Annotated in this window: 18 protein-coding genes; 11 read left to right on the top strand and 7 right to left on the bottom strand. The window is 45.5% G+C overall.

Annotation, left to right across the window (positions count from 1 at the left end; genetic code table 11):
• Positions 1-22: 22 nt before the first annotated feature.
• Entirely contained in the window at positions 23-478 is a 456-nt protein-coding gene (gene bcp / locus ABR189_RS14675) for a thioredoxin-dependent thiol peroxidase (protein WP_354661270.1), read from the top strand.
• Between the two features lie 337 nt (positions 479-815).
• Here bcp and ABR189_RS14670 read toward each other — a convergent pair whose 3' ends face one another.
• Entirely contained in the window at positions 816-2,366 is a 1,551-nt protein-coding gene (locus tag ABR189_RS14670; RefSeq protein ID WP_354661269.1) for an SUMF1/EgtB/PvdO family nonheme iron enzyme, read from the bottom strand.
• 142 nt (positions 2,367-2,508) lie between these two features.
• Here ABR189_RS14670 and porU point away from each other — a divergent pair, with 142 nt between their 5' ends.
• The 7 genes from porU (at position 2,509) to ABR189_RS14635 (ending at position 12,611) form a co-directional block, all read left to right on the top strand.
• Complete coding sequence (gene porU / locus ABR189_RS14665; RefSeq protein ID WP_354661268.1) at positions 2,509-5,940, top strand: type IX secretion system sortase PorU; 3,432 nt, start codon at positions 2,509-2,511, stop codon at positions 5,938-5,940.
• Positions 5,941-6,060: 120 nt separating this feature from the next.
• Positions 6,061-7,236, top strand: a complete 1,176-nt coding sequence (porV, locus tag ABR189_RS14660; protein WP_354661267.1) for a type IX secretion system outer membrane channel protein PorV — start codon at positions 6,061-6,063, stop codon at positions 7,234-7,236.
• A 137-nt stretch (positions 7,237-7,373) separates the two neighbouring features.
• The gene (gene ispF, locus ABR189_RS14655) at positions 7,374-7,856 is read left to right on the top strand and encodes a 2-C-methyl-D-erythritol 2,4-cyclodiphosphate synthase (RefSeq protein ID WP_354661266.1); all 483 of its coding nucleotides are present in this window, start codon (positions 7,374-7,376) and stop codon (positions 7,854-7,856) included.
• A gap of 63 nt (positions 7,857-7,919) precedes the next feature.
• Positions 7,920-8,363: a dUTP diphosphatase gene (gene dut, locus ABR189_RS14650; protein WP_354661265.1), complete on the top strand. Its 444-nt coding sequence runs from the start codon at positions 7,920-7,922 to the stop codon at positions 8,361-8,363.
• A 3-nt stretch (positions 8,364-8,366) separates the two neighbouring features.
• Positions 8,367-10,115, top strand: coding sequence for a tetratricopeptide repeat protein (locus ABR189_RS14645; RefSeq protein WP_354661264.1), 1,749 nt, complete (start codon positions 8,367-8,369; stop codon positions 10,113-10,115).
• Between the two features lie 105 nt (positions 10,116-10,220).
• Positions 10,221-11,060 carry a lipoprotein insertase outer membrane protein LolB1 gene (lolB1, locus tag ABR189_RS14640; protein WP_354661263.1) on the top strand — a complete coding sequence of 280 codons (840 nt, stop codon included), beginning with the start codon at positions 10,221-10,223 and terminating at the stop codon, positions 11,058-11,060.
• A 132-nt stretch (positions 11,061-11,192) separates the two neighbouring features.
• On the top strand, positions 11,193-12,611 hold the full coding sequence (locus ABR189_RS14635; RefSeq protein ID WP_354661262.1) for a murein hydrolase activator EnvC family protein: 1,419 nt from the start codon (positions 11,193-11,195) through the stop codon (positions 12,609-12,611).
• Positions 12,612-12,733: 122 nt separating this feature from the next.
• Here the strand turns inward: ABR189_RS14635 and bshA are convergent, their stop codons facing one another.
• On the bottom strand, positions 12,734-13,897 hold the full coding sequence (gene bshA / locus ABR189_RS14630; protein WP_354661261.1) for an N-acetyl-alpha-D-glucosaminyl L-malate synthase BshA: 1,164 nt from the start codon (positions 13,895-13,897) through the stop codon (positions 12,734-12,736).
• Between the two features lie 217 nt (positions 13,898-14,114).
• Here bshA and ABR189_RS14625 point away from each other — a divergent pair, with 217 nt between their 5' ends.
• Positions 14,115-15,488, top strand: a complete 1,374-nt coding sequence (locus ABR189_RS14625; RefSeq protein ID WP_354661260.1) for a M20/M25/M40 family metallo-hydrolase — start codon at positions 14,115-14,117, stop codon at positions 15,486-15,488.
• A gap of 65 nt (positions 15,489-15,553) precedes the next feature.
• Entirely contained in the window at positions 15,554-15,949 is a 396-nt protein-coding gene (locus ABR189_RS14620) for a hypothetical protein (protein WP_354661259.1), read from the top strand.
• A gap of 75 nt (positions 15,950-16,024) precedes the next feature.
• Here the strand turns inward: ABR189_RS14620 and ABR189_RS14615 are convergent, their stop codons facing one another.
• The 4 genes from ABR189_RS14615 to upp all read right to left on the bottom strand — a co-directional run bounded on the left by ABR189_RS14615 (position 16,025) and on the right by upp (position 19,547).
• Positions 16,025-16,732, bottom strand: coding sequence for an SAM-dependent methyltransferase (locus tag ABR189_RS14615; protein ID WP_354661258.1), 708 nt, complete (start codon positions 16,730-16,732; stop codon positions 16,025-16,027).
• Positions 16,732-17,496 (bottom strand): EI24 domain-containing protein, encoded by a 765-nt coding sequence (locus ABR189_RS14610; protein WP_354661257.1) that lies wholly within the window; start codon positions 17,494-17,496, stop codon positions 16,732-16,734. The genes ABR189_RS14615 and ABR189_RS14610 overlap by 1 nt, the downstream gene beginning before the upstream one ends.
• 171 nt (positions 17,497-17,667) lie before the next feature.
• Positions 17,668-18,681 carry a PorP/SprF family type IX secretion system membrane protein gene (locus ABR189_RS14605; protein WP_354661256.1) on the bottom strand — a complete coding sequence of 338 codons (1,014 nt, stop codon included), beginning with the start codon at positions 18,679-18,681 and terminating at the stop codon, positions 17,668-17,670.
• Positions 18,682-18,893: 212 nt separating this feature from the next.
• Complete coding sequence (upp, locus tag ABR189_RS14600; protein WP_354661255.1) at positions 18,894-19,547, bottom strand: uracil phosphoribosyltransferase; 654 nt, start codon at positions 19,545-19,547, stop codon at positions 18,894-18,896.
• 144 nt (positions 19,548-19,691) lie between these two features.
• Here upp and ABR189_RS14595 point away from each other — a divergent pair, with 144 nt between their 5' ends.
• Complete coding sequence (locus ABR189_RS14595) at positions 19,692-20,795, top strand: anhydro-N-acetylmuramic acid kinase (RefSeq protein ID WP_354661254.1); 1,104 nt, start codon at positions 19,692-19,694, stop codon at positions 20,793-20,795.
• A 129-nt stretch (positions 20,796-20,924) separates the two neighbouring features.
• On the opposite strand, the gene ABR189_RS14590 is transcribed toward ABR189_RS14595, so the two are convergent.
• Positions 20,925-21,893, bottom strand: coding sequence for a c-type cytochrome (locus ABR189_RS14590; RefSeq protein ID WP_354661253.1), 969 nt, complete (start codon positions 21,891-21,893; stop codon positions 20,925-20,927).
• Positions 21,894-21,989 lie beyond the last annotated feature (96 nt).

Raw genomic sequence — 21,989 nt, 5'->3', positions numbered from 1 at the left:
ACAATAGCTAACAGCTCAAGAAATGTTACACTTAAAGGAAGGAGATAAAGCACCGGTATTTAAAGGAAAGGATCAGCATGGTAATACTGTATCGCTGAAAGATTTTAAAGGCAAAAAAGTAGTCCTGTATTTTTATCCCAGGGATATGACTCCCGGATGTACAGCACAAGCGTGTAACCTGCGTGATAATTATGCGGTATTGACCCAGAAAGGATTTGTAGTGATAGGGGTAAGTGCAGATACAGAAAAAAGCCATCAGAAGTTTACTCAAAAATATGATCTGCCTTTTATCCTGCTGGCAGATGAGGATAAGAAGATCGTGGAGCAGTATGGGGTATATGGGGAAAAGAAGTTTATGGGAAGGGTTTTTGATGGGATTCACCGTACCACTTTCCTTATTAATGAAAAAGGCATCATTGATAAGATCATCAACAAGCCCAATACAAAAAATCATACTGCTGAAATATTGAGCTGTTAGCCTTTGGCAGTTAGCTTTTAGCTGAATGCAGCGAGTGAAAAGAGCTATTAGCTTTTGGCTATTAGCTATTAGCCTAATGCAGCGAGTGAAGACAATATGCTATTTAACATAATGTGAGGAGTGCCCTTTTCAGCCATTATCCTGCCCTTTGCCAGGGATTTGGCTGGAAGCTATTAGCAGTTAGCCAATGGCTCAACTATGCTTCAAGACAGCGGAAGCAGTCTTTTGCCTCCATTTGTTTATAAACATAACACAATAGCTAAAAGCTAAAAGCTAAAAGCTATAAAAAAAGCCTCCCATGCGGGAGGCTTTTTTTGTATCCAGAAGTTGGCGATTATTATCTTTTTTGTCTTTGTTTGCGGAAGAGGTTACCTGTTTTGAACTTGTTACCTTCCGGACTACCTACACGGTCCATTGCACAACGGAAGCCCACGGTATTGGTAGCCATATCTTCCTGCATGTAGCGGCGGTTGCCTGGAGAAAGCCAGTAAGCGCGATCATTCCAGCTACCACCTTTGATTACGCGTGATTTGTCGTTGATCAGGGTAGTGATACCGTAGCCGTATTCCACCTGTGATAATGAGTCACCATCCAGGTAGTTGATCACATCCCCTTTCTGGTAGTTGAGGCGGTTGGCACTTTCTTCATCTGTCACGTCCCTCATTTTCAACTGGCCAAGACTGTCTTTTTCCAGTTCATTTTCAGCATTCTTATAAGCTGTCTGGAATTTGTTACCACGGAAGTAGTTGAAGTCATCACCATCAATGGGACTTAATGGTCTGTAAACATCCAGTACCCATTCTGCTACGTTACCAGACATATTATATACACCGAAAGTATTCGGGAAGAAAGCTTTTACCGGGCCGGGGATAGAGGCGCGGTCATTCAAACCACCCGCGATACCCATGTTATCACCGGAGCTGCGTTTAAAGTTGGCGAGGAATTGTCCCTGCCAGTTGCCCCGGCGGATATCTCTCAGCCCGCTGGTATTGGTACCCCAGGAATACACCTGACGGTTCATGATCATTTCCTCTCCGCGTTTTCCTTCTTTCTTGGAAGCGCCGGGGTTTTGACCAATCAGTCCCAATGCAGCATATTCCCATTCCGCTTCTGTTGGGAGGCGGTAGTTGGGAAGCATGATACCATCTTCAAATTGTGCAGTACGCGGACTACCATCCGGGTTCTTAAACTGATTTTTAGTTCCCTTCGACATTTTACCCGGCGTACCTTCATACAGGCCTGCCATGTAAGATTTGGTATCGAAAGAGTTGTCATCCGCCTGATTGGAAATGTCTGCTTTGGATAATAAGCCTTTATCCATCAGCAGTTTTTCATTTACACGGTTAGAGCGCCATTTGCAATAATCACTTGCCTGTTTCCAGGTTACCCCTACTACCGGGTAATCATTATAGGCAGGATGGCGGAAGTAGTATTCTACCAGGGGTTCGTTATAAGCCAGTTCGCTACGCCATACCAGGGTATCCGGCAATGCATTGCGATATACGTCCGGGAAGGATTCATTATACACCCGGCCCAGCCAATAGAGGTACTCCCGGTAGTGTACGTTGGCCACTTCAGTTTCGTCAATATAAAACGACGAAACAGTAATGCGCCTTGGAATGTTATTCCAGTCGCCCATTACATCCTGTTCGGTAGCACCCATTACAAAGGTACCACCCTGTACAAACGCCAGCCCGGGGCCTGTTTGCTGATCTTTATTTTTAGCTACGCTGAAGCCGCCCATTTTAGGGTCATTATAACTCCAGCCAGTAGCAGAGGATTGTTCCTTTTTCTTACCAAATAGTCCGCCACCACCCTTGTTACAGGCGGCCGTGGTAAGCATTACGCCAGTGCCTACGAGCAATGAAACAGCGGTTAATCTACGCATGCGATACAGCTTTTGATCGATTATAATAATGGTAAACGCAAATGTAATATTTTTTATTTTATGGCAAAAATAATTAATTTGTAAATTAATGCCTTTTAATTAAAGGACAAACAGCCATAGGACGTGGTTTCCCATAATTGCCATGAAGTTAAGGAGTCTGATTTTTTTTCTGTATTATTTTATAGTGATCCCTGTCTGGGGCAGGGATAGCCGCATGGCGGTATCTGACACAACCGGCAGATTTGCCCCCCAATCTGTACTTGCCAATGGCACCTGGTACAAAATAGCTACTGCCGCCCCTGGCATTTACAAAATAGACGTGCCCTTTTTAAAAAGCATGGGTATTCCGGCTGGCTCTCTGTCTTCCACCAGTTTACAACTGTATGGTAATGGCGGGCAAATGCTGCCGGAGGATAATGCAGCGTTCCGGTATGATGATTTGCAGGAAATCGCCATCATGGTAATAGATGGGGGAGATGGGGTACTGGATGGGAACGATTATGTGCTTTTTTATGCCCCGGGCGCGCATCGCTGGACCTATGTGCCCCCTACCGGTCAATACCGGCATGAATACAACCTGTACAGTGATACCGCCTATTACTTTTTAACAGTAGGCGATAATGGGCGGCGTATACCGGTGGAGTCTACCATACCATCCGCCACGACCACTGTGAGCACTTATGATTTTCATGCGTTTTATGAAAAGGACAGCATTAATTTTTTAAGCAGCGGCAAACAATGGTGGGGGGCATTATTCGGCAATATACCTGGTGGCAGCATACAGCGTAATTTTTCCTTCACACTTCCGGCTATTCCGGAGGGGCCGGTAAGGCTTACTGCCCGGGTTGCCGCCAGAGGGGGCAGCACCAGCCGGTTTGAGTGGCAGATGAATGGGACCAGAGCAGGCGATCTGGATCTGGGGCCTGTGAATGGGAATATTTTTGAAGCAGTGGCCACTGCAGCAGCAGGTACTTTTATGGCCACGGTTCATACCGCGAATATAGACGTGGGTGTAAACTTTGTGCCAGGTGGGAACGATGCAAGAGGGTGGCTGGATTACCTGGAAATTCAGGCCCGCAGCCCATTGGTAATGCCGGAAGAAGGCGCATTTTTTTTCCGGGATGCCCACAGTGTCACTTCCGGCGGCTATGCCCGGTTTGTGCTGCAAAATGCGGCAGCTTCAACACGGATCTGGGATGTTACAGATGTTTTATCGCCGGTACAGGTAAAGACTTCCACCGAGGAAACCAGCAGTGCTTTTGTACGCAATTGTGCCCAATTACGGGAATATATTGCTTTTGATGAAAAAAGGTGGCTGTCGCCGGTATTTAATGGTATGGTGGCCAATCAGAACCTTCACGGAGAAGCCCCGGCAGAGATGCTGATCATTACCATTCCTGCATTTTTGCCGGCAGCCAATAAGTTGGCCGCTTATCACCGGGTACATGATGGCCTGGAAATGAAGGTGGCCCTGGTACCTGATATATATAACGAGTTTGCGTCAGGCAGTCCTGATCCGGTGGCTATCCGCGATTATATGAAAATGCACTATACCCGCAGCGGTGGTAAGCTGCAATACCTGCTGTTGCTGGGGGCAGCATCTTTCGACTATAAAAACAGGGTAAAAGAAAATACCTCCTTTGTACCTTCCTGGCAAAGCCAGGCTTCGCTGGACCCTATTAATTCCTATGTTTCCGATGATTTTTTCGGTTTGCTGGAAGCTACCGGAGATATTGAACAGCCAGGCAATACTCACCTGATGAACATCGGAATCGGGCGTATTCCCGCGCGGGATGTAGCGGCAGCAGACAGAGCGGTGGCAAAAATAATCAACTATCATACCCCGGCAGGTTTTGGCACCTGGCGCAATGAAGTAACCCTGGTAGCAGATGATGAGGACAGGAACCTTCATCTGGCAGATGCGGAAGCTGTGGGGGAAGTGATTGCAGGTACAGGGAAGGCGCTGCATATTGATAAGATTTACCTGGACGCCTATGAAGCAGTAGCAGCCCCTGGCGGCAGCAGGTATCCGGCTGTAAATACAGCCATCAATCAGCAAATGCAAAAAGGGACACTGATCTGGAATTATAGTGGCCATGGCAGCAATTCCCGGCTGGCAGCAGAGGCAGTGGTAGATGATAACAGCCTGAAGGCCTGGAACAATGAGCATAAACTGCCTCTGCTGATCACGGCTACCTGCGATTTTGTGCCTTTTGATAATCCCGCTATTACTTCTCTGGGAGAAAAAATATTGTTACAGGAAAAAGGAGGAGCCATTGCATTAATGAGCACCACCCGTGCAGTATTTGCCGCCTCCAATAAAGTAATGAATGTCAATTACTTCCGGGCAGCACTCACGCCGCAGGCCAATGGCACCAAACCCAGCCTGGGGATGGCTATCCGGGCCGCTAAAAATGCTACTACCCTTCAAAACGGGGATATTATCAATAACCGTAAGTTCCAGTTAATGGGCGACCCTGCCCTTACCCTGGCTTTCCCGGAATACCGGGTGGTGACGGATTCCATTAACGGAAAAGCGATAGGTGATGACGCCGATACCCTCAAAGCGTTGGGAAAATATGTGATAAAAGGTCATATTATTACCGCTGCCGGGGAGCGGCTTAATAATTATAACGGTACATTATATACCACGGTATATGATAAGCCAGCAGTTAAACGTACCCTGGGGAATAAAGGAGATAGTTATCCGGCAGATTTTGCGGTGGAGGAACATATATTATTTAAAGGGGTACAAACTGTGGAGAATGGATTGTTTACCATTACCTTTGTGGTGCCAAAAGATATTGACTACCGGAATGGCCCGGGCCGGATTAGTTATTATACTGCCAATGCAGCTAAGGATGGCAGTGGTTTTTTTGACCAGGTAACCGTGGGCGGAGCAGTAACTGCTGCGCCGGATGACCAGCAGGGACCTGCTATTCAGGCCTATCTCGATGATCCTTTTTTCAGAGATGGCGGCATTACGGGGGAAAATCCGGTGCTGATAGCAGTGCTGGCAGACAGCAGTGGTATTAATGCTTCGGGATATGGTATAGGGCATGATATGGTAGCTACACTGGATAATGGTGCACAATATTTTATATTAAATGATTATTTTGAAGCATCTTTGAATAGCTATACCCGTGGTGTTATCCGGTTTCCCTTACCACAACTGGAGGCTGGACCGCATATTTTGGAGGTAAAAGCCTGGGATGCCAATAATAATTCCAACAGTGTGAAACTGCATTTTACTGTAGTAAAAGCAAATTCGCTGGCCATAGAAGAGGTAAGCACTTACCCCAATCCCTTTCATGATGTTACGCGTGTTGTATTTACACACAATCAACAGGGACAGGAATTGGATATTTATATGCAGATATACAACAGCAGCGGACAGGGAGTAAAAACAATGCGGCATACAATAAATGCAACCGGGAGCCGTTTTGATGGAGTACTTTGGAACGGTACGGGCGATAATGGAGCAAAGTTGTCACCCGGTGTGTATTTTTACCGGATTACCGTCAAAGGGAATGGAAATGAGAAGGTTTGGGGCGGTAAGCTGTTATTATTATAACCTATGTTCTGATCAGTAACAAGATAATAAATAAAGAGAGTATTCCCTTACCAGATCCCTTTCTTGAATAATATATAAAATTGTCATTATTTTTACAATCTGTCAAAATACAAATACTGCATGATCCGTAAGGTAACATTAGGCCTTGTGTGCATTTGTGGCACATTCATTAGTCTTGAAACCTCAGCACAAATAGGAACCGGCCAGCTGGACGGCCGTGTAAACACCATTAATACAGCTGTACCCTTTTTAAGAATTTCTCCGGATGCCCGGAGTGGTGCTATGGGAGATGTGGGGGTAGCTATTTCACCAGATGCCAATGCGATGTACTGGAATCTTTCCAAGTTGCCTTTTGCTCCTGTAAAATCTGCGGTATCCGTTACCTATACTCCCTGGCTGAAAGAACTCGTAAACGATGTTTTTCTGGCCAATGTGAGTGGCTATACACAGCTCGACGAACTGCAGGCGGTATCTGCTTCCCTTCGTTATTTTTCACTTGGTAATATAGAATTTACAGATATCACGGGTGGATCACTGGGTAACTACCGGCCCCGTGAATTTGCGTTTGATGCCGGATATGCCCGTAAACTTTCCGATCATTTTTCTGTGGGAGTGGCTTTAAGGTATATCTACTCTAATCTTGCCTCCGGCCAGAATGCAAATGGCCAGGCTATCCGTGCCGGGAAAACAATAGCAGGAGACGTTTCTGCCTTTTATACCAAAGATTTTGAAAAAGATGATGGTACGGTAAACACCCTGAACCTGGGGTTGGCACTGACCAATCTCGGTGGTAAGGTGTCTTACACCCAATCTGCGCAGAATAAGGATTTTATCCCCAGCAACCTGGGATTGGGAGCGGCGTATACTGTAGGATTGGATGAGTATAATAAACTGACCTTTGCCCTGGATATCAATAAGTTATTGGTACCCACTCCGGATAGCGCCCGAAAATACCAGGAAAAAGGAGTTGTGGAAGGTATTTTCTCTTCCTTCGGTGATGCTCCTGGAGGGTTTAAGGAAGAATTGCAGGAGCTGATGTATTCTGTAGGGATGGAATATTGGTATAATGACCAATTTGCTGTCAGGGCTGGTTATTTCAATGAAAATAAAAATAAGGGTAACCGTAAATACTTTACTGCAGGGATAGGAGTGAAGTATGATATTTTCGGGCTTAATTTTTCTTACCTGGTACCATCAGGTTCAGGCATTCAACGGAATCCGCTATCCAATACCTTGCGTTTTACCCTTACCTTTGACCTGGTAAGAAGGGATGAGCCGAGCAGAAGCGGATTTTAATGCGGCCTTGTCGCGATACAGATAACACTTATAAGCCGCAGGAAATGCGGTATAAGATATGGAAATCATTAACTTACAAATCCTCCGGGCAATTGCCGGGGGATTTGTAGTTTAACACTTAAACAAGCTAAACAGATATGAGCAAGTTACGTATTGGATTAGGAGTAGACTTTCATCAATTGGTAGAAGGCCGTGAATTTTGGTTGGGAGGTATCCTGGTACCCCATCACAAAGGCGCACTGGGGCATAGTGATGCGGATGTATTGCTGCATGCTATTTGTGATGCGATGTTGGGCGCTGCTAATCTGGGGGATATTGGTGTTCATTTTCCGGATACAGATAATGCTTATAAAGATATAGATAGTAAGATTCTGCTGTCGCAATGTGCGCAGCTCATCGGGGAAAAGGGGTATCAGGTGGTGAATATTGACAGCACCCTTTGTTTACAGGAGCCTAAAATAAAACCATATGTGCCGCAGATGCAGCAGGTAATAGCAGAAAGGCTAAGGATCAGTACAGAAGATATTTCTATCAAAGCCACTACCACGGAGCGGATGGGATTTGTGGGCCGGGAAGAAGGTATTATGGCATATGCTTCCGTATTACTGGAAAAGGCATAACGGAAGCGGGGGCTTTCTGTTTTCCCTATTCAGCTTTTAGCTTAAATAAAATATCTTTGTCCGATGGCTGAAATAATTGTAAAAATCATTAATAAGTCGGCAAATGAATTGCCGGCATATGCTACGGCAGACGCTGCAGGGATGGACTTGCGTGCACACCTGGAAACAGCGGTTACTTTACAATCACTGGAAAGAATGCTGATTCCTACCGGTTTGTTTATGGAATTACCAGCCGGATATGAGGCACAGATACGCCCCCGCAGCGGTCTGGCTATCAAGCAGGGACTGACTTTACTGAATACGCCTGGCACGATAGATGCGGATTACAGGGGAGAAATTAAGATCATTATGATCAATTTATCCGGCGAACCACAAACGATTCAGCCAGGCGACCGTATTGCACAAATGATAGTAGCTCCTTTTGTACAGGTGACAATGGCTCCTGTAGAAGTGCTGACTACCACCGACCGGGGGGCAGGCGGGTTTGGACACACCGGAAAATCCTGATAAATGCGTGTATTAGTCACCGTAATAGGGTTGGGGGGTATGCTGCTGTTAGGGGCATGCAACAGCGCCAAAAAAGCGACTGGCCCTGGCGGTATGACCATCAAAGACCCTGGTTTATTGGAACAGCGGGCCGACAGCCTGTTTTTTGCCGCACAGCGTTCTAAAATGCTGGGCGACTATAAGACAGCTATTACCCAATATTCTGATTATCTGCGGCTGAATAAACGCAACCCCACGGTGTATTACGAGCTATCCAGGTTATTTCTGGAAGTAAGAAACCCGGCTTATGCGCTGATATTTGCCCGGAAGGCCGTAACCCTGGATACCAGTAATCACTGGTTTCAGCTGGCCCTGGCAGAGGCGTTGAGTGTGAATGAGCAGTTTGATAGCGCAGCTACTGTATTTGCAGGGCTTAGCCGGAAATACCCGGAAAGTGAGGATTACCAGTTTAACAGAGGGGTATTATTAGCAAAAGCCAACAAAACCGATGAAGCCCTGGAAGTATTTGACACCCTGGAAGGAAAGGTGGGGGTGATGGAAGAGCTGGTATACCAGAAACAGAAGTTACTGCTAAAGCAAAGCCGGGTAGAAGACGCTGCCAATGAAATCAGAAAGCTCATTGCCCAGGATCCTCAGGAAGTACGTTATTACCAGTTACTGGCAGAAGTGTATGATGCCAATGACCGGGTAGCTGAAGCTACTGATATTTACAAGTTTATACTTTCCAAAGATGCACATAATCCCCGTGCATTAATAGCCCTGGCCAATTACGCCAAAAAAGACAATAACCAGCCCCTTTACTGGGAATACCTTACCCGTGCTTTTGCCAATCCGGATTACAGCATTGATGAAAAGATTGCCTACGTGTACCCTTATCTGCAAATGCTGGAAATGGATACTACCAAGCTGGAAGAAGGTTTGCTTTTAACAGATCTGGTTATAAAAGCGCATCCCACAGAAGCCAAAGCATACGCTTTACGGGCGGATATGTACTCACAGGCAGATATGCTGGACAGTGCCCTGGCCTGTTATAATAAGGCGATCAGCCTGGATGATACGCGATTTTCCGTATGGTATCAGCTGATGTGGATCTATTCCCGTAAGGAAGACCCGCATGCCTTGCTGGTGATCAGCAATAAAGTAACAGATAAATTCCCGCAGGAATTCATGGGATATTATTTTAAGGGTGTGGCCAGTTTTTTGCTGCAACAATATCCATCAGCGGTAACTACTTTAAATAAAGCGTTGACGATAGGCAGCGGGGATAAAAAGTTTATGGCCGATGTATATTCTCTGCTGGGAGATGCCTATCATGCCACCGCCCAGCATGAGTTGTCGGACAGCAGCTATGAGCGGGCGTTGATGCTACGCCCTAAAGATGCGGTAGTGCTGAATAATTACAGTTACTACCTGTCACTGCGGGGAGAGCACCTGGAAAAAGCAGCCTCCATGTCGCGCCGCTCACTGGAACTGCAGCCGGAAAGTGCCACTTACATGGATACCTATGCGTGGATTTTATTCCGCATGGATAAATTTGAGGAGGCAAGACAATGGATTGAAAAAGCGTTACAGTACCCGGTAGCGCAGGAAGATCCTAATGTGTTGGAACACTATGGGGACATTCTGTTTAACCTAAAAGAAGTAGCCAAAGCAATGGAATACTGGCAAAAGGCCAGGGATAAGGGAGCATCTTCTGTAGGATTGACCCGTAAAATTGCGGAGAAAAGATATATTCACGCATCGCAGCAATAGCTGATTCCAGCTTTTAGCAATTCGCGGCTAGTGATTAGCAAAATAATATCCTGCTAACGCAGCTAAAGCCCATTGCTAAAAAGCTAAAAAACTAACTGTCATTAAATGAAGCAAAAAGTTGTAGTACAAATATTTCTGGGGATATTATGTTTGGCCGCTATCTCATGCAGACATACCCGTCAAATTCCACGTAGCACATTTCCAGCGGTAGACAGCACCCATCTGCCTGCAGGAAAAGACAGTGCACTATCAAATGAAGATATCGCATTTAATGAAAAGCTTTTAACCGGTATTAAGGCCAACCGTATTGAGTTTAATACCTTTTCTGCCAAGCTGAAAATAGATTTTGAGAATGACAAGCAAAAGCAGCAGAATATCAGCACGAATATCCGGATGCAAAAAGACAGTATGATATGGATTTCCGTATCAGCACCTATTATCGGAGAAGTAGCCCGTGCGGTTATCACGAAAGACAGTCTGAAAGCATATGACCGCCTGAATAAGAAAGTGTTCCTGCGGGATATGACCAGTGCACAGGATTTGCTGAAAATACCTTTTGACTTTAAGACCCTGCAGGATATGATTATCGGTAACCCGGTATTTTTATCAGATTCTGTATACCGTGTGGTGAAAACACCGGCTGTTATTTCTTTCAGCTGTGACAGTACCTTATTCACCAGCCTGTTTAATGTGTTTGCGGATGATTACGTATTACAGCAAAGTAAGGTAATGGACAAGGATAGTACCGGAGAGCATAAACGTTCCTGTGAACTTACCTATGGTGATTATAAAGATACCGGTGGGCGTAAATTTGCTACGAAACGCCGGGTATTTATTGAAGAAAAGAATGTCACTAAAATAGCGATGGACTTTAACCGGGTAGAGTTTGATCAGCCTGTAACCTTTCCGTTTGTGGTGCCTTCGTCCGGATACACCATACAATAAAGGATGGCTGGTATCGGAGCCAACTGCCGGCAGGTAATAGCTAATACCTGAGAGCTGTTTACAATTATCGTTGTATATTTATCGTTTATATAGAAACGCTTTTAGCAGTTATTTAAACTATTTATGTTGTATTTGAAGAAGCTTATCCCGTTAATATTGGTGATGTGGTTAGTACCAGCTGTTTTGAGTGCTCAAAACAACAATCAGCAATCCCGGGAAGAGCTGGAGCACAGGAAACGTGAACTGCAAAAAGAGATAGATGAAGCCAATGATGCCCTTCGTGAAACTAAAAAGTCTACCAAGGAAAGTTTAGGACAGTTACGTGCGCTGCGCGATAAGATTACCCTGCGTAGCCGTCTGATCAATAACATTAATGAAGAGATCAATTTCATCAACGGTGATATTAATACGGCTGTCAGGGATGTAAAAACATTGCAGAAAGACCTCGATACCCTGAAAGCACAATATGCCCAGCTGGTGATATATGCGTATAAGAACCGCAGTTCTTATGACATGCTGAACTTTGTTTTTTCTGCAGAGAATTTTAATGACGCCATCAAGCGGTTTCAATACCTGAAACAATACCGGGAGTATCGTCGCCGGCAGGCAGAAAATATCCTGGAAACACAGTCGCTGCTCAATAAAAAGATTGAAAGCTTGCAGGGGCAGCGTAACAAGCGTTCTGATGCCCTGAAGACGGAGCAGGAGCAGCGTGCCACCCTGGAAGCAGATAAGAAGGAAAAAGATGAGGTGCTGAATAAGCTGAAAGGCCGGGAGAAGGAGCTGATAGCGGATATTAACAAACAGAAGAAGGATGCGCAGAAAGTGCAGCTGGCTATTAAGGCGGTGATACGCCGTGAAATTGAGGAAGCCCGCCGCAAGGCTGCAGAAGAGGAAGCTGCCCGCAGAAGAATAGCAGAAGAAAAACGCAAACGGGAAGAAGAAGCCAGGAAGGCCGCCATCGCTGCTGCCAATGCTGCAAAAGCTGCCAATACCAACAATGCGAATAGCAGTGCTAATAATCCACCACCGCCTCCGGTAGCTGCAGAAAAGCCGAAGGAAGAAGAGCCGGCAGCAACACCACCACCACGTAGAGAGCATGTGCTGGAAGCTACACCGGAAGCCCTGGCCTTATCTGAAAACTTTGAGGCCAACAGAGGGAAACTTCCGTGGCCGGTAGATGCCGGAACTATTATCGGAGAGTTTGGATTGCACAAACATGCCGTAGTAGATAAGATCAGCGTGGAAAATGATGGTATTATCCTGGGTACTGCCAAAGGAGCCAGGGTGAAGGCGATCTTTGATGGTGAGGTAAGAGCCGTGGTGGTAGTACCCGGATCGGGATATGTGGTATTAGTAATGCATGGCCAGTATTTTTCCAATTACATCCGGCTGCAATCTGTTGCTGTGAAGAAAGGAGATAAAGTAAAAACAGGTCAGACAATAGGAACCGCCAGCACGAATGAAATTGAGAACCTGGGAGAAGTGGAGCTGCAGATATTCAAAGGCGCAGCCAAGCAGAATCCGGCATTATGGTTAAGACGTAAATAATAAAGACATCATAAAGACAAGGGGCTGGCCATATTTGACCAGCCCCTTTTTTATTCAGTTCCTCCTTCAGGAGGTTTCGTTTCATTGTCCTTAGAGATTCATTTTTACTTTTAGCCTACGGCTTATATACTGGCAGCTTGTTGTTGCCTGATCCGGCTGCCTTTGCCTGCCAGCACCTGATCATACAATGCTTCGTACTGCGGGATAATATTGTCGATGTGGAAGCGTTGCGCCTGTTCCCAGGCTCCCTGCCGTATCCTGGCCAGCAGTTTTTCATCCTTCAGTAAATGGATGGCCTGTGCAGCCATGCCATCTACATCGCCTACAGGGCTCATATAGCCGGTTTCGCCCGGGATGTTAATTTCCGGCAATCCACCCGCATTGGAAGAGATAACAGGCACATGTGCCGCCATGGCTTCCAGTGCTGCTAATCCAAAGCTTTCATAATCTGATGGCAGCAGGAAGAGGTCGCTGATAGACATGACATCTTCCAGTTGCTCCTGCTTGCCCACAAAACGTACATCTTCACAGATACCCATGTCCCGGCACATGCATTCAATAGTAGGCCTGTCCGGACCATCACCTACCAGTAATAATTTGGCTGGCAGCTGGTCGCGCACCTGTTTAAAGATCTTCACCACATCCGGCACCCGTTTTACTTTACGGAAGTTGGATACGTGCAGCAATATTTTCTCATCATTAGGAGCAATAGCTTTGCGGAAATGGGGTAATTGCTGGCGTTTGAAACGTTGGGTATCCACAAAATTGTAGATAACATCTATTTCCTTCTCGATCTGAAAAGATTTGTAGGTTTCTTCCCGCAGGTTGTCTGATACGGCAGTAATAGCATCAGATTCATTGATGGAAAAAGTAACTACAGGGGCATAGGTTTTATCTTTGCCTACCAGGGTAATATCAGTACCGTGGAGGGTGGTAATAAACGGAATATGCTTGCCCTGTTTAGCCACGATCTGCTTGGCCAGGTAAGCAGTAGATGCATGCGGAATGGCATAATGTACATGCAGGAGATCTAACTTCTGATTAATGATTACGTCTACCATGGTGCTGCTCAGTGCAGATTCATAGGGCGGAAAATCAAAGAGGGGGTAGGTAGGCACCTGTACTTCATGATAATAAATGTTGGCATGAAACGCGTTTAGCCGTACCGGTTGCTGATAGGTGATAAAATGAACCATATGCCCTTTATCCGCCAGCGCTTTACCTAATTCTGTTGCTAATACACCACTACCGCCATAAGTAGGATAACATACTATTCCTATACGCATTTGTTATTTTTTGAGTTGAGTCATGTACTGAATACAAAGCGTGCGCTCATCGTGTATAACTAAGTGATTAAACAGTTGTGTGCCGCTATGAACGTGCCTTGTTCAGCGTTATGCATATCGAAGGTAACGTACAAAATTTAATTACGCCCGGTCGTAACGCCATTTATTTGTAAGAACACAGCTAATTAATTAGTTTTAATTTAAAATTAACCTGCAAATGAAAAAATACCTGTTGCCAATCTTTTTCGTTTGTTCCCTTTCAATAGCCCATGGACAACAGCAGGATTCTTTGCTGCTGCGTCGTCTGGCCACAGAGATGCTGACAAACAGTACTGCTTATGAAAATCTTCGTACCCTTACCAAACAGATAGGAGGCCGGCTGGCCGGTTCCCCGCAGATGCTGAAAGCCGAGAAATGGGGAGAACAGGCCTTAAAGGAGGCTGGTGCTGATAAGGTATACCTGCAGGCATGCCAGGTGCCGCATTGGGTGAGAGGGGCAAAGGAGGAAGCCCGTATCATTTCTAACCGCCGTGATTTTATTCCCCCCTTACAGGTACTGGCCCTGGGCAACTCCGTAGGCAGTGACCCTAAAGGGATTACCGCTCCTGTGCTGGAGGTGGCATCATTTGACGACCTGGAGGCTAAAAAAGACCAGGTGAAGGGGAAGATTGTTTTTTACAATTATGCCTTCAATCCCACTTTTATTAAAACTTTCTATTCTTACGGAGATGCGGTAAAATACCGGGGGCAGGGCGCCAGCAGGGCCGCTAAGTATGGTGCGCTGGCTGTTATTGTACGGTCTATGACACATAGCACCGGTAATCTGCCACATACAGGGGCCATGTCTTATAATGACTCTTTTCCGAGGATACCTGCGCTGGCCATTGGCTTACAGGATGCAGACCGCCTGAGTACACGTATTAAAACAGATCCTTCTGCCAAAGTATTCCTGCGTAGTAACAGTAAAATGCTGCCGGATGTTACAGGGCATAATGTCATCGGAGAGATCACTGGTAGTGAATTTCCGGATAAGATCATTACTGTAGGCGGCCATCTGGACTCCTGGGATGTATGTGAAGGCGCACATGATGACGGTGCGGGCTGTGTGCAGTCAATTGAGATATTGCGTGCCTTCAAGGCCCTGGGTATTAAGCCCCGGCATACCATCCGGGTAGTATTATTTGCCAATGAAGAAAATGGTACCCGGGGAGGTAAGCAATATGCCGCATTAGCCAAAGCCAATAAGGAGCAGCATGTATTTGCACTGGAAAGTGATGCAGGAGGGTTTACGCCCCGTGGTTTCTCGCTCACCATGTCGCCGGAACAAAGAGCTAAAGTCCTTAGCTGGCAATCGCTGTTCCTGCCTTATGGCGTATACGATTTTTCTGAAGAAGGCGGCGGGGTGGATGTAGGGCAGCTACATGCTGCTATAGGTACACCCATGGGTGAACTTTTGCCGGATTCGCAGCGTTATTTTGATATTCATCATGCCGCTTCCGATGTATTTGAAGCGGTGAATAAAAGAGAGCTGGAACTGGGCGCGGTAAATATGGGGGCATTGATTTACCTGATAGATAGATATGGTTTGTAAACCGTAACTTGCAAATTAGTACTGTTGCTGAATTTAACATTATTCATTCTTAATTACCCTGATACATGCGCAAATTTGTTGTTATCATCGTAGCCATCGTCTTATTGGTACTGGGCGGCTTTTTCTTTTACAAGTTTTATTTTGTGTTTGGGAGAGGGGTGAAAGCCGGAGAACTGAATTATTTCATGGAAAAAGGATATGTATTTAAAACATTTGAAGGCAAGCTGATCCAGACAGGATACAAAGGTCGCCAGGCCGGTACGATACAATCCAATGAGTTTGAATTTTCGGTAACAAATGAACGCATTGCCCGGCAGCTGATGACTGCCAGCGGGAAAACCCTGGAGCTGCATTATAAGGAATACCTGGGAGCATTGCCATGGAGAGGATTCAGTAATTATGTGGTAGATAGCATTATCTCCATTACAGACCCTACTACTAATCAGCGGGTGATTCCATAAGTACTTTGTTATTAAAATATAAAGCCGTGCAGCCATTTGGCAGGCACGGCTTTTTTATTGTAGAAAAGCTACTTGTCAGGGAGCGTACAAGAGAAATATAGCCGGCCTTTTATGCAGCTCCGGTATATTTTTCTTCCATTCTTTTACAGTTTTGGTTTTAATAAATTCTTCAGGAGCGGTGATGTCTGCCGCAATACATAATTGCGTTTGATCCTTGCAATTAGCCAGTATATCCTGCAGTACCTGGTTATTGCGATAGGGGGTTTCAATGAAAAGCTGTGTTTGTTTTTTCTTTTGAGACTGGAGTTCCAGCTCTTTGATCATTTTCACCCTTTCAGGAGGCCTTACCGGAAGATACCCCACAAACTGAAAATTTTGGCCATTCATGCCCGCTGCCATCAGGGCCAATAACATGGAATTAGGACCAATCATGGGGATCACCTGTGCATCGATGCTATGGGCCACCTGTACTATCAGGTGCCCCGGATCAGCGATGGCAGGACATCCGGCTTCGCTCAGGATGCCAATATCCGTACCGGCCAGCAGCAGCTTTTTAGCGAGGGCAGTATCCGGTGGATGATTTTCATGCATGAGCAGCAGCTGTAAAGCATCAATATTAATATTTCTGTCCAGTGCTTTTAAATAACGTCTGGCCGTACGTTCATTTTCCACGAAAAACACCGTAAGCTTTTGCACGGTGGTGGTAATATAGGCAGGTATGGTAAACAAGGCGTCGGCACTCAGTACGGTAGGCACCAGGTATACTTTTCCGGGAGCAGTCATTACAGCAGGCGTTTGTGTTGTAAATCAATAGTAGCAGCTATTACTGCATAGGAGGGAGCCAGCATCCAGCCAATTACAGGAATGAACATGAATAAATAAAATACCATTCCATTACCCAGGGCCATGCCCCGGTGCTGGCGGATAAAGGCAATACTTTGTTTCATAGTGAGCTGATGCCTTTCACAGCTATAGTCCATCATGGAAAACCCGTAAAAATAACATTCAATGAAAAAGCAGATCAGCGGTGTGGTCCAACCGATCACCGGTATAAACGACAGCACAAACATGCATAGAATGGTAATGGTTTGGAAAAACATATTGCGAAAGGACATTTTAATGCCCCGCAGAATATCTTTAAATAATTGTGCCCAGCTGAAAGGAAAGTCCCGGTGCTGCAGGATGGATTCTGTTTTTTCCGACAGGTAAGCAAAGATAGGAGAGCCTACTATCAGGAACAGATATTTGAAATATGCGAAATAGAGGAGTAACAGCACCATACGTATAGAAAAGGCCAGCAGGAAAAAGAAGAAGCTGAGCCAGCTGTTTTCCATTTCGGTAAGCCAGTTTTTTACGAGGGGCAGGTTATACATGTATTGTACAAAATCGTCTGAGTATCCCCAAACGAAGTAAACACCGGTGATAAATAGTACACAATAAATGATTCCCGGAATAAGTATCCATTTCCACAGCTTATGCTGCATAATAAAATGGTGTGCTTTTCCGTACGATTGTATTGCCGACAGCCCTTCTCTAAATGAAAACAACGCGTGATTTTTTATGTAACAGTATAATTATACCCCAGTTATATGATGGATGAACGAAACTAAGGTAAAATTATTTTCCGGGAAGGGGAAGAAACAGGAAAAAGTTATAAAGTGAAAGTCAGGCAGATGCGTTGCTTTTCTTTCACTTTTCAGGTAAAAATGTAGTCCGGCTTAGAAGCTGGGACATAAAGTTTTATACTTGTTGTTCTCGTTCTTTTGCCGGATATAGATCACAGAAAGTTCCATACCACCCCGGTAGTTGGAAGCGGGCTTAAGTGTAGACACGTTGATATCATAGGAGAGCCCTACTTTGAAGCCCGATATCTCCAGTCCCAGGTACGGATTGATCGCATCTTTCAGGCGGTACCAGCTACCTACGTAGAATACCGTAGGCGCATCGTTATTGCTGTCCATAGTGAAGCCATAGGCACCGCCGAAACTGATTTCTGAGGCGGTACTTTGTTTCATATACATGGCACTGGTATGGATTCGGTTATTACCATTTACAGGGAAGGATCCTCCTCCGTGTACCGTCCAGCGATAGCTGAGGCGGTTATTATTCTGGTTCATAAATGTTTCAATAGGCTGTGTAATATGGTAGTAGGAGGCTCCCAGATAAATATTGGAAGCTTCACCTATCAGCCCGTTGTATAGAATACCTATGTTAGGATCAAAATAGGAGATTTTGTTGTTGGTGATCAGTTCCTGGGTAGGGATGGCCGGATTATAGCCATTGTTATCGATCTGGTCTTCAAAGATCAGTTTATGAGGATCAATTGTTTTACGGACCCAGGTAGCCTGCAGGCCAATGGCCAGGGTATGGTTCCCTTCCGGGTCCAGGCCTTTGTGGTAGGCAGTACTTAACCCTACATAATTGGCTACCAGGCCGCCGGCGCCCGATTTATCGTACATAGCCATCAGCCCCACCCCCCAGATATCAGTATATGAAATTACATTTTTCAGGATGCCAAAGTCGGCAGATACAGTACCCGTAACAAAGGGAGTAGCAATACTTCTCCATTGAGAGCGGTAATTGCCGGCAATCCGGTAGTCACCGGAAAAAAGGCCTGTAAATGCAGGATTGAGTGTTAGCGGAGACGCAAAGAACTGCGAGAAGTGCGGATCTTGTGCCTTTGCCGGGTTTAGGTAAAGGATAAAGGTTAAAAATAGTAAAGCTTTTTTCATATTAGGTTAAGCTTATAGCATAGGTAGCACATATGGTTTACAAGTGAAGGTAGGGAATAGTCTTCATATTTCAAATTAAATTTATATAAAGACGATTGCTGCCAATCACTTAAATGTGCCCGCTGCCCTATTATTATTGCAGCCTGGTGATATTTACTTACTACATAGCTACTTATTGGCTAATATATAACTAATCAACAAATTAGTGGAGGTTATTGTTGCAGTTTGTTTCCGAAAGCAAGGTCGCCGGCATCTCCTAATCCCGGCACGATATATCCTTTGGCAGTAAGTTCGTCATCGATATCTCCGGCCCAGATGCTGATGGGGGTATTGGAATGGCGTAATACATATTCTATACCTACGGTGCAGGCAATAGCCACTACCAGGTGGATATGTTTGGGTTTGCCCAGATCTTCCAGGTGTTCAATGGTTTTTACCAGGGAAGAGCCAGTAGCAAGCATCGGATCTGAAATGATCAGCACCTGATCCTCCACAGAAGGGCTGGAAACATATTCCAGGCTGATTTCAAAAGAGCCATCCCGGTTATGCTTACGGTAAGCAGAGATGAAAGCATGATCCGCCTTATCAAAATAATGTAATAGTCCCTGGTGTAATGCCAGCCCTGCACGTAAGATGGTAGCCAGTACCGGCTGATGTTTCAGCACCCTGCAGGTAGCGATGCCCAATGGTGTTTGCACCTCTTTATCTTCATACTCCAGTGTTTTGCTGATTTCGTATGCTGCTATTTCACCCACCCTTTCCATATTCCGCCGGAAGCGCATACGGTCGGTTTGTACTTCCATACTTCTGATTTCACTCAGCCATTCTCCTACCAGCGAATTGGTTTCACTTAAGTTAATAATCATGTGCAAGCCATTTGGGACAGCAAAATACCATTTTTTGCCGACAATGGAAGAAAGGGCAAGAGGCTTTTACTGCTGTGTGCAACGTTACAGTTATGGTGCGCGGCATTTCAGCAGACATGTATTCCATGTATCAAATTGCTACCTTTGGCAAAATTTAGGACGATGGTATATAAGGTGATTGGCACAATGTCTGGCAGCTCATTGGATGGGCTGGATATTGCTTTTGTAGAATTAACAGAGGTGAGGGGTAAATGGGAATATGTGATCCGCGCTGCAGATTGCATGCCGTATGAACCGGAATGGGTAACGCGACTGGCCTCGGCTACTGCTTTGCCGGCGCAGGAGTATCTGTTGTTACATAGTGAATATGGGCATTATACCGGGAAAAGGATCCTGGAGTTTATTAACCAGCATCAGTTGGATCATCAGGTACATTTTATTACTTCACACGGTCATACTACCTTCCATATCCCGTCAGCAAAAATGACAGCCCAATTAGGTGATGGTGCTGCAATAAGTGCCGTTACCGGTTTGCCTGTGATCAGTGATCTGCGGGCAATGGATGTAGCATTGGGCGGACAGGGAGCACCTATCGTGCCTATAGGGGAACGATTATTATTTCCGGGTTATCAGTATTGGTTGAACCTGGGAGGAATTGCCAATATTTCTGCCACATCACCAGCAGGTTTTGTTGCTTTTGATATATGTCCGTGTAACCGGGTACTGAATGGGCTGGCCGCAGCATTGAACCGCCCGTATGATGAAGGCGGCGCATTGGCGGCAGGCGGTGTGCAGGATGTTACTTTGCTGAACGCACTGAATGCTTTACCTTATTATGCAGCAGCATGGCCCAAATCACTGGCCAATGATTTTGGTACGGATACCGTACTGCCACTGATTGATCAATATCGTATATCCATACAAGGTAAGTTGCGGACCTATACGGAACATATTGCTATACAAGTGGCCCGGGCAGTAGCTGCCTTACCGGCAACAGGCGATGCTGCACCTAAGCTCCTGGTTACAGGAGGTGGTGCATTAAATACTTTCCTGGTCAATAGTATACAGGAACAATTACAGCCGCATGGTATTACAGTAGTTGTGCCTGATGCACAGACCATTAATTTTAAGGAAGCATTGGTGATGGCGTTGATTGGCGCTTTGCGCTGGAGGCAGGAAAGTAATGTACTCAGTTCTGTTACAGGTGCTTCCCGTGATAGTATCGGTGGCGCCCTGTGGACTGTCTGAGAAAATAACGATTGTATTAAGTGGGATATATCAGTAATAAACGAATACCCACCTGTTTTAATCGGATTGCTGAATAAGAAGAGGGAGTAACAGATAGCTGCTACTCCCTCTTTTGTATGGGCAACCTGTTTATTTTTTTGCAGTAAGTTTTTCCACTTTGTTACTGGATGCCTGTAAACTATTGAGGTAGGCATATACTGCCCTCAGATCCGTAGTATCCATACCACTGTACATGGCCCAGGGCATGATGGTATTGAATGCCCCTTTTTCTACCGCTGGTGTACCATTGGCATACGTCTTAAAACGCTCCACAAAATAATCCGCCGTCCAGTTGCCGATACCTGTTGTGGTGTCCGGTGTAATGTTGGCAGAACGAAGAATGCTACCATCCGGCATTTTAAATTCGAAGCCTCCGGCCATATATTCACCGGTAATACTACCTTTTTCCTGTTTGGTATGGCACTCGCCACAACCGGCAATTGTAGTAAGGTATTTACCATAAGCCACCGTGTCGGCAGGAGTTACTGCTGCCATCGGTTCCGCTTTTTTGGGAATGGTGTTAATAATAAAGTTCATGGGGAAATCCGGTACGGAAGCAGGAATCTCTTTATCAATCGCCGGCAGGGTACGCAAATAAGCTATAATCGCTTTTACGTCTTCAGTATGCATCTGGCTGTAACTGCCATAGGGCATAACCGGAAATAAAGCGTTCCCGTTTTTGCTGACGCCGGTAGTGATGGCCCTGTAAATTTCTCCATCCGTCCAGGAGCCGAGATGATGAGGTGTAATGTTTTTTGCATAAAATTTTCCGGGAAAGCCGAATTGCTGGTCAAATATTTCACCACCGTTGCCATTGGTACCTGGTACAATGGGACCTGCAAATTTGCTGAAATCGCGGGTAGAGTGGCAATCAATACAAACCGCTACGTGATTGGCCAGATAGGCGCCTCTTTTTACGGCTTCAGGAGTCGCCTCAATCTTGATATCCGGAGCCGGGCCTATATCTGGCAGCATGTATTTTACATAAGCCAGTAATACGCCTATGCCCGAAAGGAGGACTAAAAACAGGATGCCTGTGATGCGTAGGAACTTTTTCATAAGTAAAGTGGAATAAGGGGTATTAAAGTATAAGGAAAGGCCAAAGATATATTTTTTTTTAATCAGGGTTGGCTAAAAAATAAAGGGCCAACCCTG

The organism is Chitinophaga sp. H8, assembly GCF_040567655.1.
GTDB classification, from domain to species: Bacteria; Bacteroidota; Bacteroidia; order Chitinophagales; family Chitinophagaceae; genus Chitinophaga; species Chitinophaga defluvii.
Note: the sequence above shows the minus strand (reverse complement) of the source record. Positions and strands in the feature narration are given on the sequence as shown.